Genomic DNA, 12,436 nt, shown 5'->3' with positions numbered 1-12,436 from the left:
GCGGTTTTACTCCAGAGCCACTGCCAAGCTGCGCTTTAAGGTTTTGAGCACGACGCTGGTGGTATATTTCCGAATCACCCGGTGCTCGGCCAACATGCGTTCCATAAACGCATCGAATCTCTCGATACTCGCCGCCGTCATCGACAGCACCAAATCGCCCCGCCCGGTGACGAACCAGGCGTTTTGAATGGCGGCTTCCCGCGCGATCCAGGCGTGCAAGGGCGGCAGCAGATCGTGCCGGTCGCGCTCCAACTCCAGTTCGACGATCAGGCTAAGCGTTTGGCCCACGGCTTTCGGGTCGAGCAGCGCCACGGTGCGTTGAATAACCCCAGCATCGCGGAGTTTTTTCAGGCGGCGCTGAACGGCGGAGGGGGATAACCCGGCCCGGTCCGCCAGTTGGTCCAGCGTCAGATCGGCATTGTCCTGAACCGCCGCCAGCAGCGCTAAATCGGCAGTGGAAAGCATCTCGGGAAAATTCATCGCTTCATCCAACTTAAACGCAAAACTCCTCCGACTAATCTGAAAGATCGGGAATTTTTCGCAAGGGAAAACGCTAGGATTCTTCCCATGAACCAACCTCTTCCCCCGCCCTCCGCCGCCGGAATTGAAGCCGCCTATGCCGCGATCGATCCGGTTTTCCTCAACTCGCCCTTCTGCTCGCACCCCGCCGCCGATGAGGCCCTGGGCCTGCCGCTCGCGGTTAAGGTCGAAGGGTTGAACCCGACCCGCGCCTTCAAGGGACGGGGGACGGATTGGTTTGTCGCGGGGCTCGCCCCGTCCGATCAAATCTTGATCGCCGCCTCCGCTGGGAACTTCGGCCAGGGGCTCGCCTATGCCGCCCGCGCAAGGAGCCGCCGCGTGATTCTCTACGCCGCCACCACGGCCAACCCGCTGAAGATCGAGGCGATGCGCCGTCTTGGGGCCGAAGTTCGGCTGGAAGGGCATGATTTCGACGCCGCCAAAGCCGCCGCCCGCGCCTTTGCCGAGCGCGACGGCGGACTGTTCATCGAAGACGGCGCGCACCCGCGCATCGCCGAAGGCGCGGGCACGATGGCGCTGGAAATGACGCGTTCCAGCATCGATTTCGATACGGTGCTAGTCCCCTTGGGCAACGGCGCGCTGCTGACCGGCATCGGCGCCTGGCTAAAAGCGGAACGGCCCAATGTGCGCGTTATCGGGATCGTCGCCGAGGCCGCCCCCGCCATGCGCCTATCGTGGGAGGCGGGCCATCCGATTGCCACCGCCGCCGCCCCGACAATTGCCGATGGCATCGCCGTGCGTGAGCCGGTCGCCTACGCCCTCGCCTGCATGCCCGCGACGGTGGATGCGGTATGGAGCGTCTCGGAAGCCTCCATCCGGGCTGCAATGCGCTTTTGCTATGAGCATTATGGGTTGGTGGTGGAACCCGCCGGAGCCGCCGGAATTGCCGCCGTGCTGGACCATAAGCTGGCGCTTGCGGGGCAACGGCTCACCACTATTCTGTGCGGGGGCAACCTCACCCAAGCTCAACGGCTTAATTTTTTGCATGACTAATCTAAAAAACTGATTCTCTGGGTCGGGAGGAGGTTATTTTTCTCGTAAGAATAGACTATTCTAGCCCGTATGACAGACCTAGCGCCCCCTCCCAGCATCGTGGGTATTTGCGCGGCCCATCACGCGATTAATTCGGTTTTCCGGAATTCGCCATTCTATGGGCATCCGTCCGCCGATGCGGTTTTGCCCTGCCCGTTGCGCGTGAAGGTGGAAACCCAGAACCCGATTAGAGCCGCCGAGGGGCGCGGGGCCGATTGGTTCTTATCGGGGCAACCCGCGCGCAAGGAACCGTTGGTAACGGCATCGCCGGGGAATTTCGGCTAGGGGCTCGCCTATGCCGCGCGCCATAAAAAGCGCCCTCTGATCGTCTTTGCTCCCACCAGCGTCAATCCCGCCAAGCTTGAGGCGATGCGCCAGCTTGGGGCCGACGTTCGGCTTGAGGGCGCGGATCTTCATAGCGCGAAGGAGGCGGCGCGCGCCTATGCCGAAACCATCGGCGCGCAGTTTCTCGACGATGGCGCGCACCCGCGCGTCGTCGAGGGCTTCGGCACCATCGCCCGCGAGATGACCGCGTCGGACGAGGAGTTCGATACCGTGCTGCTCCCCCTCGGAGCGGGCGCGCTCGCCATGGGCATCGGGCTGTGGATGCGTTCGGAACGCCCGAAAGTCCGCGTGATCGGCCTTGTGCCCGAAACCAGCCCGGCAATGCTGCTGTCGTGGCAGGCGGGGAAAGTCGTCACCGCTCCCCCGGCGGAGGTTCCCACGATTGCCGATGGCCTGGCCCAGCGCGCCCCATCGGCCTATGCGCTCGAATACCTTCGTCAGACCATCGATGACGTGTGGAGTGTGCGCGACGGGGCGATTCTAGCGGGGATGCGCTTCTGCCACCAGCACTATGGGCTGATCGTTGAACCCGCAGGGGCTATCGGCGTCGGCGCGGTTCTGGAGCGCCCGGAGGCGTTTGCCGGGCAGAAGGTTGCAACCGTTCTGTGCGGCGGCAATATGACCCCGGACCAGATCCGCACCTATTTGGGTTAACCTTTCAGGCTTGACCCCTCCCCCCGTCCCGTCTAAGCCTGCGCTACCAGACGGCTGGATGACCGCGCGTCGCTGCAAGCGGCGGGAGGAAAGTCCGGGCTCCACGGAAATAGGGTGCCGGGTAACGCCCGGCGGGGGCGACCCTAGGGATAGTGCCACAGAAAGCAAACCGCCCTGTCCGCCTTCGGGCGCACAGGGTAAGGGTGAAAGGGTGCGGTAAGAGCGCACCGCGCGACCGGCAACGGAAGCGGCACGGTAAACCCCACCCGGAGCAAAACCGAATAGGAAGGGCAGGCCCCCTTGCGGGGTACAGCGCATTTCCGCGCCGCTCTTCGGGTTGGTTGCGAGAGGTGATCGGCAACGATCATCCCAGAGGAATGGTCATCCACGGGCTGCAAGGCCCCGGACAGAACCCGGCTTACAGGCCGTCTGGTAATTCCTTCTCGAAAAAATGTCTGCATACCCCTGCAATCCTCTCAGGGGAACAGGAAGGGACAAGGCTGCCCCATTTGGTGCGGCATTATGTTAATTTTCATGTAGTGCTCGTTAGAATTTGCGATATTTCTGTAATTAAAAAACATATCAAGCCTGCCGCCCCGGCAGCTTTTTCCCACCGCTCCCGCCTTAAAACCTGCCGTATTTCGCGCCTCTGAACGGCGTTCTCCGCACCTGGTGTCGAGATTCAACACACAAGGTCGGAACATTAAAAGAACAATCGATAATAATCGTTTTTAAACATATTTCTAAAGAACAATCCTAATTGTTTGCATGAGCATTGCAGCGCGACTCTAGCGACTTACTATCCATGCGAAGCTAGCCGGGTGATGCCTTGAATTATCGAGTTTTTTACCTTCCGGCTCCATTGACGCCCATTCTGTCCCATGTTATCCCAAATCATCCCATGCAGAACCAGATACGCCCACCCGTATCCAGGGCTTGCAGGGGATGGGGTCGGGGGCGTAGGTCGGCATCGTTACTGAGGCGTAACACGATGTATGACAGACGCTCCGGGCGCGGAGGCACAAACACGGTGGGATTGGGCTTCGGGGGCAACCTCGGGCCTTGGGCGAAGGGGCTGCGGATCGGGAATGGCACTATTCCTGTCCACATTCGTGAATAAGGTCGACAAGAAGGGCCGCGTGTCGGTCCCGGCACCTTTTCGCGCGGCCTTAGCCGATCAACCCTATGGGGGGATTCTGGCCTATCGCTCGTTACAAGGGTCTTGGATTGAGGCGGCGGGAATTGATCGCCTGCAAAAGTTTTCGGACGAGCTAGAACAGCTCGATCCTGACCGGCCTGAAGAGGCTGAACGCTATACGTTACTCTCGACCCTCTTGGGCGAGACGTTCCAGCTAGCGTGGGATGAAGGCGGACGGGTGCTGTTGCCCCAACCGCTCCTAGAGTATGCGGGCATTGGCGAAGAAGCTGCCTTTGTCGGCCAGGGTAAATTTTTTCTGATCCGGGATCCGTCCCAGCAGCGGGCAATCGTAGAGGCGACGATTACCAGCAGGCTGGAGGCGAAAAGGACCAGAGATGCCACCAGCCAGGCGCCCTCCCCCCGGAGGGAGTGATGGTCGGTCAACATCGTCCGGTTCTGATCCGGGAAGTCATCGCGGCTCTCGCCCCTCAGGACGGCGGCCGGTACATCGATGGGACGTTTGGGCGCGGCGGCTATACGCGCGGTTTGTTGGAGGCGGCAAACTGCACGGTTCTGGCCATCGACCGCGATCCGGAGGCGCTTAGTTTTGGGGCGGAGATGGCCAAGGGCTTCGGCGGGCGTTTGCGAGTCGTCGCGGGCACCTTCGGTCATCTCGACAGCCTTGCTGATGCGGCGGAATTTGGCCCGATCAATGGGGTAACGCTCGATATCGGCGTTTCCTCCCCCCAAATCGACACGCCCGAGCGCGGCTTTTCCTTCCGAACCGATGGCCCCTTGGACATGCGCATGAGCCTATCCGGGCAAAGCGCGGCGGACCTCGTGAATGGGCTCGGCGAAGAGGATCTGGCGAACATCATTTATCAGTACGGCGAAGAACGGCTTTCCCGGCGCGTGGCGAAAGCGATTGTGCGGGCCCGTGCGATTTCCCCGATTCTGACCACCTCGGCCCTGGCCGATGTGGTGCGCAGCGCCGTGCCGAAGTCGAAAGACGGGATTGATCCGGCTACCCGCACGTTCCAGGGCTTGCGCATCGCGGTGAATGACGAGTTGGGCGAGCTTGAGCGCGGGCTTACCGCCGCCGAGCGCTGCCTTGTCCCCGGCGGGCGGCTGGCGATTGTGGCGTTCCATTCGCTCGAAGATCGGATCGTCAAAAATTTCCTCGCGGACCGGAGCGGCAAAAGCGCCGCCGTCTCGCGCTATGCGCCGCCCAAAGATGTGGCGCCCCCCAGTTTCACGCTGATCTCGCGCAAGGCGATCACGGCGCAGCCCGACGAGCTTGCCGCCAATCCGCGCGCCCGTTCCGCCAAGCTGCGTGTGGCCGAGCGCACCGATGCCCCTGCCCATCTGCCGAAAGGAGCCTGACCATGTGGCGCTTCTTTCTCGTCTGGCTCGTGCTTGCAAGTTCGGTCGGCTATGCCGTGTATCACCTGAAGTATGAGGTTGCGCGCAAAGAGCGGGTGCTGACCCAGCTTAACCGCCAAATCCTCGCCGATCAGGAATCGATGCAGGTGTTGAAGGCAGAATGGAGCTTTCTCAATCAGCCGCAACGCATCGAAGAAACCGCGCGCACCCATCTCAACCTGGAGCCGCTGACGGTGAAGCAGATCGCCCGGATTGAGGCGCTGCCCCTGCGCGCGCAACCGCTGCCACCGCCTGCCCCGCCCGCGAACGGCCCGCGCCGCACAGCCCCGGAGCAGGCCGAACCGGATATTCTGTTCGAAGAGGGTGCGGGCGGGCTGCCGGGTGATTTTGATCCCGAAGCCGATGCCCCGGCGCAACCCTCCGGCCCCGTGGCGACGCAGACCGTCGCCCCGCCGCTCGCGGTCCGCGCGCCCACAGCCCCGCTTCCGGCGCACTCCCAACCCAGTGCGGCGCAACCCCGGAGAGTGCCATGAGCGCGGGCACGATCCTGCTGCGCGCCCTGCGCGCCACTTACACTTTGGGCGGTCCCGGCAAGCATGCCGTGGAGACCGCCCATACGCGTTTGATCGTCACCGGTGCCTTCTTTGCCCTGGCCTTCGGGGCCGTCGGCGTGCGCTTGGCCGATGTGACGCTATTTCCCCACACCGACGAAACCCGGAAAGCCCGCGCCGCCCGCCCGGAAAAGCTGGACCGCGCCGATATTGTCGACCGCAATGGCTTGCTGGTGGCGACCTCGATTCAAACGGCCTCCGCCCACGCCAATCCCAAGGAAATTACCGATCCGGCAGGCGTGGCGCGCAAGCTCGCCTCGGTGCTGCCCGATATCGACGAAAAGCAAATCCGCGAGCGCTTGGGCGCGCCGGAGCGCAGCTTCGTTTACATCCGCCGCAATGTAACCCCGCGCCAGCAGTATGAGATCAACCGGCTCGGCATTCCCGGCATCCAATTCCAGCAGGAAGACCGCCGCCTCTATCCGCAAGGCCGTTTGCTTGCCCATGTGCTCGGCTTTTCGGACGTGGATAGCAACGGGCTCGCCGGGGTCGAAAAAGGCTTAAACGAACGCTTACGCGCGGGCGGGGAACCGGTGGCGCTCTCGATCGATACGCGCATTCAACACATCCTGCGCCAAGAACTCGACGCGGCGATGGTGAAGTTCCAGGCCATCGGCGCGGCGGGAATCGTGATGGATATTTATACGGGCGAAGTTTTGGGCATGGTGTCGATGCCTGACTTCGACCCAACGAACCCCGGCGGCTCGCCCGACGATGCGCGCTTCAACCGCATCACGCTGGGCGTGTACGAAATGGGGTCGACCTTCAAGATTTTTAACACGGCCATGGCGCTCGATTACGGCACAGTTTCGATCAGTGGCGGCTACGACGCCGCGCGCCCGATTTCGATTGGCCGGTTCACGATTAAAGACGATCACCCGATTCCGCGCTGGCTGTCCGTGCCAGAAATCTTCATGTACTCGTCCAACATCGGCTCCATCAAAATGGCGCAAGATGTGGGCGTTCAGGGCCAGCGCGCGTTTTTCGATAAGATGGGGATGCTGAGCCCGCCGAAGTTCGAAGTGCCGGAAATCGGCCGCCCGCAGGTGCCGCAACCCTGGCGGCCGATCAATTTGATGACGATTGCCTTCGGCCACGGAATTTCGGTGAGCGCGCTTCAGGTCGCCGCTGCGGCCTCGGCCGTCATGAACGGCGGCGTTTATGTGCGCCCGACGCTGATAAAACAGGAAGAGGGCGTTACCATCCACGGCACCCGCGTGATCAGCGCCAAAACCTCCGACTCCATGCGCAAGCTGCTACGCCTCGTCGTGACCAATGGCACGGCGCGTAAAGCGGAAGTGCCGGGCTATCTGATTGGCGGTAAGACCGGGACGGCGGAAAAAATCGGCGCGCGCGGTGGTTATCGCAAGAACGCGAATATCACCTCCTTCGTCTCGGGCTTCCCGATCCACAACCCGCGCTACATGGTTATGGCGATGCTGGACGAGCCCAAAGGGCTGAAGGAAACCTATAATTTCGCCACCGCCGGGTGGAATGCCGCGCCGACGGGCGGCAAGATCATCGCCCGCATCGGCCCGCTGCTCGGGGTTGAGCCCTATGACGCCAATGCGCCCGAGGTGAAAGCGGCGCTGGCCGTCGACCTCGCCGGAACTGGGCCGCGCGCGGTCAAACCCAACCCGATGGTTACGCCCGCCGCAGCGCCGCTGGTGCCGACCACGCCGGGAACAACGGCCGTGCGCAGCCCCCAGGCAACTGCCCGCCCGGCCCCCCTCCCCCTCGCCCCCGTTGGAGGATCGAACGTTGCGGCTCGGTGATCTGCTCATAGGCCTGCCCGGCCCCCTTGCCGACGTGACCGTAACCGGGATCACGGCGGATAGCCGCGCGGTACGCCCTGGCTTTCTGTTTGCCGCACTCTCCGGCAGCAAGGCCGATGGCCGCGCCTTTATCGCCCAAGCTACCACCATGGGCGCATCGGTGATCTTGGGGGCGGAAGGCATTGAAGCGCCGATCCCTGTGTTGATTTCCCCCGACCCGCGCCGCGAACTCGCGCTGATCGCCGCCGCCTTCTACGGGCAGCAGCCGGAAACCATCGTCGCCGTGACCGGCACCAGCGGCAAAACTTCGACCGCGTGGTTCACGCAAGGGATTTTTGCCGGAAGCGACCACAAAGCGGGCTATCTCGGAACGTTAGGGCTGATCGCGCCCGGCCTTGAGCCCCGCTACACGCTGACGACGCCGGACCCGGTAGCCCTTCATACTTATCTCGCCGAAGTGGCCCAGGCGGGCGTGACCCATTTCGCGCTCGAAGCCTCCTCCCATGGGATCGACCAGCGGCGGCTCGACGGGGTGCGGCTGAAGGCCGCCGCCTTCACCAACCTCCAGCGCGACCATCTCGACTATCACGAAACCATGCCCGCCTATTTCGAGGCCAAGGCCAGGCTGTTCGAAGAGCTTCTGCCCCAAGATGGCACCGCGATTGTTAATATGGCGGACGAGTGGGGCCAAGTCCTGCGCGACCGCGTGGTTCAACGCGGTCAGACCAGCCTAACCTACGGCACGAAAACCGCCGATCTAGCGCTAACGGGCCGCAGCGTTGCCCAGGGAGGCCAAGCCCTCTCGCTCTCGATTATGGGCCAGTCGGCGGATGTGCTTTTCCCGGTCTTAGGTAGTTTTCAGGCCGAAAATCTGCTCGCCGCCTTGGGGCTTGCGATTGCCGCCGGCGTTCCCGTCGACGCCGCCCTTCAGGCAATTGCCAGCTTGCGCCCAGTTCCGGGCCGCATGGAAACCGTCGGGACCTTTAACGGCGCAACCGTGATCGTCGATTACGCCCATAAGCCCGGCGCGCTCGAAACGGTACTGGCCGCCACCCGCCACACGATGGCAGCAATGGGCAAGCTACATGTGATCGTGGGTTGCGGCGGCGACCGCGACGCGGGCAAGCGCCCGATCATGGGCAGCATCGCCTCGCGCCTCGCCGACCGGGCGATTATCACCGACGATAACCCGCGCAGCGAAGACGCGGGCACCATCCGCCGCGCCGTGCTGGACGGATGCGACGGGACGGCGGAAATCGTGGAAATCGGCGACCGGGAGGAAGCAATCGCCAGCGGCATTCAGGCGCTGAAATCCGGCGACGTGCTGATTATCGCCGGAAAAGGCCATGAATCCGGCCAGATCGTTGGCCGCGAAACCCTGCCATTTGATGACCGCGAGATTGCCGCAGCGGCGCTTGCGGCTGCGGGCGGGTCGGTCCTGTGGAAGGCCGCGCTATGACCGGCCTCTGGACCCAGAAAACCGCCGCGCGCGCGACGGGCAGGCTCGCCGTTGGCGACTGGACGGCGACCGGCGTCAGCATCGATAGCCGCATGGTGCAGCCGGGCGATTTGTTCGTCGCCCTGCGCGGTGAAAACAACGATGCCCATGCCTATGTTCCCCAGGCTTTGGCCGCCGGGGCGGTGGCTTCGGTCGTCGATCATACCGTCGATGGGCCGCACTTGCTGGTGCCCGATACAATGGCCGCGCTGGAAGATTTGGGCCGGTTTGCCCGCGCCCGCGTGAACGCCCCCATCGCCGCGATTACCGGCAGTGTCGGCAAAACCTCCAGCAAGGAAGCCCTCACCCAGCTTCTGGCCGCCCAAGCGCCGACCTATGGGTCGCGCGGTAATCTCAACAATAATTTTGGCGTGCCGCTCTCGCTCGCGCGGATGCCCGAAAGCGTCCGCTTCGGCGTGTTTGAGTTGGGCATGAACCACGCGGGCGAAATCGCGCCCCTCTCCCGGCAAGTCCGCCCCCATGTGGCGCTCGTGACCGCGATTGCCCCGGCGCATATCGAATTCTTTGCCGATGGCGAGGCCGGAATCGCCCGTGAAAAAGCCAGCATCGCCGAGGGACTGGAGCCCGGCGGAACGCTGCTTCTGCCGCGCGACTCGGTGCATTTCGAGGTGATGGCCGCCGCCTATTCGAAAATTCTGAGTTTTGGAACCCATGTCGACGCGGATAGCCGCTTGCTCGATTGGCAGCCGGGCACGGATGGGGTGGATACGGTCGAAGCAACCATCCTCGGTCAACGCCGCCGCTACCGCTGGGGCCTTGCCGGTAAACATCAGGCGATGAACAGCCTTGGCGTCTTGACCGCGCTGGTCACGCTCGGTGGCGATCTTGATGCGGCCTGCGCCGTTACCGAAAGTTTGCGCCCGGTCGCAGGCCGGGGCGAACGGCTCACCCTGCCGTGGCAGGGCGGCACGATCACCCTGCTCGATGAAAGCTATAACGCCAGCCCCACCGCCGTGCGCGCCGCCCTGTCGGTCCTCGCCACGCTGCCGGGCCGCCGCGTGCTGGTCTTGGGCGATATGCTGGAATTGGGAAGCGAGGCCGACGCGCTGCACGCGAGCCTAGCCGACGCCTTAGAAGGCGCAAAACTCGACCGAATTTATCTCTCAGGCACGCACGTTGCAGCGCTGGCGAACGCCCTGCCCGAAGGCCGCGTGACCCGCCACGCCGCGCTGACCGCCGATCTGATCGATGCCGTGAAAGCCGATCTTGCCCCCGGCGATGCGCTGCTGGTCAAAGGCTCGCTGGGCATGAAAATGCGCCCCCTCGTCGAGGCGCTTCGCGCCGCATCCGCCGCTTCGCAGAAGGTTTCACCGTAATGCTGTTTAATCTTCTCGCGCCCCTATCCGATGAATTTGCGCTGTTCAACCTGTTTCGGTATCTCACGTTCCGAACGGGCGGGGCGATTATTACGGCGCTGTTCATTGCGCTCTTCGTTGGGCCGAAGCTGATTTTATGGTTGCGGATGAAGCAGGGCCAGGGCCAGCCGATCCGCACCGATGGGCCGGAAGGCCATCTGCTGACCAAAAAGGGCACGCCCACCATGGGCGGCTTCCTGATTATGTTGGCGCTGTCGATTTCCACCCTGCTGTGGGGCGATTTAACCTCGGGCTATGTTTGGGCCGTGTTGATGGTCACGATCGGCTACGGGCTGATCGGCTTTGCCGACGATTTTTTGAAAGTCAGCAAGAAGAACCCGAAGGGGTTGAATGGCCGCATCAAACTGGTGTTCGAAGTCGGCATTGCCACGGTAGCCGTGGTGTGGGTGATGATGATTACCCGCGACCCGCTCGCCACCAGTATCGCCATTCCGTTCTTCAAGCAGGTGCTGATTAACATCGGCTGGTTCTTCATTCCGTTTGCGGTGTTCATCATCGTCGGCGCAGGCAATTCGGTGAACCTCACCGATGGGCTGGACGGGCTCGCTATCGTGCCGGTGATGATCGCGGCAGGCTGCTACGCGCTGATTTCCTACCTCGTCGGGAATGCGGTTTTCTCGGCCTATCTGCAAATTCCGTCCGTGCCCGGCGCGGGGGAGATGGCGGTTTTCTGCGGCGCGCTGACGGGGGCGGGCCTGGGCTTCCTCTGGTTCAACGCGCCGCCTGCACGCGTGTTCATGGGCGATACCGGCTCCCTCTCCTTAGGCGGCGCGCTCGGCATGGTCGCGGTGATTACCAAGCATGAAATCGTGTTGGGTATTATCGGCGGGCTGTTCGTGCTCGAAACCGTGTCGGTGATCGTGCAAGTCACCAGCTACAAGCTGACCGGTAAGCGCGTGTTCCGCATGGCACCGCTGCACCATCACTTCGAAAAGAAGGGCTGGGCCGAGCCGACCATCGTTATCCGCTTCTGGATCATCGCCTCGGTGTTGGCGCTGATCGGCCTTTCAACCCTGAAACTGCGGTAGGTCGCGCCATGATTCTGCCCACCGCATACCGTAACAAACAGGTGGCCGTCGTCGGCCTCGCCCGCTCCGGCCTGGTCGCGGCGGAAGCGCTGATGCGCGCGGGTGCCCTAGTGAGCGCGTGGGACGATAATTCCCCGGCGCGCGATGCGGCACAAGCGGCGGGCATTCCCTTGGTTCCGGTAGTGGCGATGCCGTGGGCGGAGCTTTCGGCGCTGATCCTCTCGCCGGGCATTCCCCATTCCTACCCGAAGCCGCATCCGGCGGCCGATTTGGCGCGGGGCGCGGGCGTACCGATTCTGGTCGATGTCGATCTGCTGCTCTCGACGCAAACGGCGGCCCCGGTCATCGCGGTAACAGGCACCAACGGTAAATCGACGACGACGGCGCTGATCGAGCATATTCTGAGCGAAACCGGGCAAACCGCATCGATGGGCGGCAATATCGGCGTCGCAGCCCTCACCCTGCCCGCCTATGGGCCGGAGGGCACTTACGTGCTCGAACTCTCCTCCTACCAGTTGGAGCGGGTGCCGAGCCTCTCAGCCCGCACGGCCATTCTGCTGAACATCACCGCCGATCACCTGGATCGGCACGGCGGCATGGACGGGTATATTCACGCCAAAAGCCTGATCTTCCAGCACCAGGGCGAGCATGATTGGGCGATCATCGGCATGGACGATGCCCCCAGCCGCAGCTTGGCCGATAAAGTCCGCCGCACCGACCGCGCCCCGCGCGTCGTGCCGATTTCGGTGCTGGCCCCGGTTGCGGGCGGGGTTTATGCGCTCGACGGGCACCTGATCGACGATCTCGACGGCGCGGCGGTAGAGGTTCTGACCCTCGACCGTGCCGCGCGCCTGCCGGGCCGTCACAATGCCCAAAACATCTGCGCTGCCTATACCGCTGCGCGCCATGCCGGATTGAGCCCGGAGGCGATTTGCGCCGCGATCACCCGCTTCCCCGGCCTCGCCCATCGGCAAGAGTTGGTCGCGAGCGTGCGCGGCACGGCTTATATCAACGACAGCAAGGCGACCAATGCCG

The 12,436-nt window shown here is 63.2% G+C and carries 11 protein-coding genes, 1 other RNA gene and 1 pseudogene; 12 read left to right on the top strand and 1 reads right to left on the bottom strand.

Annotation, left to right across the window (positions count from 1 at the left end; translation table 11 throughout):
* Nucleotides 1-6 precede the first annotated feature (6 nt).
* Nucleotides 7-480 carry an Lrp/AsnC family transcriptional regulator gene (locus ACIQ36_RS05030; protein ID WP_395826525.1) on the bottom strand — a complete coding sequence of 158 codons (474 nt, stop codon included), beginning with the start codon at nt 478-480 and terminating at the stop codon, nt 7-9.
* A gap of 87 nt (nt 481-567) precedes the next feature.
* Here ACIQ36_RS05030 and ACIQ36_RS05025 point away from each other — a divergent pair, with 87 nt between their 5' ends.
* The 12 genes and pseudogenes from ACIQ36_RS05025 to murD form a co-directional block, all read left to right on the top strand.
* Entirely contained in the window at nt 568-1,533 is a 966-nt protein-coding gene (locus ACIQ36_RS05025) for a threonine/serine dehydratase (RefSeq protein ID WP_395826524.1), read from the top strand.
* 69 nt (nt 1,534-1,602) lie between these two features.
* On the top strand, nt 1,603-1,857 hold the full coding sequence (locus tag ACIQ36_RS05020; RefSeq protein WP_395826522.1) for a hypothetical protein: 255 nt from the start codon (nt 1,603-1,605) through the stop codon (nt 1,855-1,857).
* Between the two features lie 12 nt (nt 1,858-1,869).
* Nucleotides 1,870-2,571 (top strand): annotated as a pseudogene (locus ACIQ36_RS05015) (threonine/serine dehydratase); the annotation flags it as partial.
* A 46-nt stretch (nt 2,572-2,617) separates the two neighbouring features.
* Nucleotides 2,618-3,008, top strand: an RNA gene (gene rnpB / locus ACIQ36_RS05010) — RNase P RNA component class A.
* 651 nt (nt 3,009-3,659) lie between these two features.
* On the top strand, nt 3,660-4,142 hold the full coding sequence (locus ACIQ36_RS05005) for a division/cell wall cluster transcriptional repressor MraZ (protein WP_395826521.1): 483 nt from the start codon (nt 3,660-3,662) through the stop codon (nt 4,140-4,142).
* Entirely contained in the window at nt 4,142-5,092 is a 951-nt protein-coding gene (gene rsmH / locus ACIQ36_RS05000) for a 16S rRNA (cytosine(1402)-N(4))-methyltransferase RsmH (protein ID WP_395826519.1), read from the top strand. Before ACIQ36_RS05005 ends, rsmH begins: the two co-directional genes overlap by 1 nt.
* Before the next feature lie 2 nt (nt 5,093-5,094).
* Nucleotides 5,095-5,625 carry a hypothetical protein gene (locus ACIQ36_RS04995; RefSeq protein ID WP_395826518.1) on the top strand — a complete coding sequence of 177 codons (531 nt, stop codon included), beginning with the start codon at nt 5,095-5,097 and terminating at the stop codon, nt 5,623-5,625.
* Nucleotides 5,622-7,478: a peptidoglycan D,D-transpeptidase FtsI family protein gene (locus ACIQ36_RS04990; protein WP_395826516.1), complete on the top strand. Its 1,857-nt coding sequence runs from the start codon at nt 5,622-5,624 to the stop codon at nt 7,476-7,478. The genes ACIQ36_RS04995 and ACIQ36_RS04990 overlap by 4 nt, the downstream gene beginning before the upstream one ends.
* Complete coding sequence (locus ACIQ36_RS04985) at nt 7,465-8,937, top strand: UDP-N-acetylmuramoyl-L-alanyl-D-glutamate--2,6-diaminopimelate ligase (RefSeq protein WP_395826514.1); 1,473 nt, start codon at nt 7,465-7,467, stop codon at nt 8,935-8,937. The genes ACIQ36_RS04990 and ACIQ36_RS04985 overlap by 14 nt, the downstream gene beginning before the upstream one ends.
* Nucleotides 8,934-10,313 carry a UDP-N-acetylmuramoyl-tripeptide--D-alanyl-D-alanine ligase gene (murF, locus tag ACIQ36_RS04980; protein ID WP_395826512.1) on the top strand — a complete coding sequence of 460 codons (1,380 nt, stop codon included), beginning with the start codon at nt 8,934-8,936 and terminating at the stop codon, nt 10,311-10,313. The genes ACIQ36_RS04985 and murF overlap by 4 nt, the downstream gene beginning before the upstream one ends.
* Before the next feature lie 2 nt (nt 10,314-10,315).
* Nucleotides 10,316-11,401 (top strand): phospho-N-acetylmuramoyl-pentapeptide-transferase, encoded by a 1,086-nt coding sequence (mraY, locus tag ACIQ36_RS04975; RefSeq protein ID WP_395826554.1) that lies wholly within the window; start codon nt 10,316-10,318, stop codon nt 11,399-11,401.
* An 8-nt stretch (nt 11,402-11,409) separates the two neighbouring features.
* A partial coding sequence (gene murD / locus ACIQ36_RS04970) for a UDP-N-acetylmuramoyl-L-alanine--D-glutamate ligase (RefSeq protein WP_395826510.1) occupies nt 11,410-12,436 on the top strand: 1,027 nt, incomplete at its 3' end.

The organism is Elstera sp., assembly GCF_044372965.1.
Classification (GTDB): domain Bacteria; phylum Pseudomonadota; class Alphaproteobacteria; order Elsterales; family Elsteraceae; genus Elstera.
The sequence above is the reverse complement of the archived record's forward strand: the minus strand, read 5'-3'. Positions and strand labels throughout refer to the sequence as shown.

Coding starts and splice junctions, on each gene's coding strand:
- ACIQ36_RS05020 (WP_395826522.1), top strand. CDS start 1,603: ATGACAGACCTAGCGCCCCCTCCCAGCATCGTGGGTATTTGCGCGGCC.
- ACIQ36_RS04990 (WP_395826516.1), top strand. CDS start 5,622: ATGAGCGCGGGCACGATCCTGCTGCGCGCCCTGCGCGCCACTTACACT.
- ACIQ36_RS05030 (WP_395826525.1), bottom strand. CDS start 480: ATGAATTTTCCCGAGATGCTTTCCACTGCCGATTTAGCGCTGCTGGCG.
- rsmH (WP_395826519.1), top strand. CDS start 4,142: ATGGTCGGTCAACATCGTCCGGTTCTGATCCGGGAAGTCATCGCGGCT.
- ACIQ36_RS04995 (WP_395826518.1), top strand. CDS start 5,095: ATGTGGCGCTTCTTTCTCGTCTGGCTCGTGCTTGCAAGTTCGGTCGGC.
- ACIQ36_RS05025 (WP_395826524.1), top strand. CDS start 568: ATGAACCAACCTCTTCCCCCGCCCTCCGCCGCCGGAATTGAAGCCGCC.
- ACIQ36_RS05005 (WP_395826521.1), top strand. CDS start 3,660: ATGGCACTATTCCTGTCCACATTCGTGAATAAGGTCGACAAGAAGGGC.
- murF (WP_395826512.1), top strand. CDS start 8,934: ATGACCGGCCTCTGGACCCAGAAAACCGCCGCGCGCGCGACGGGCAGG.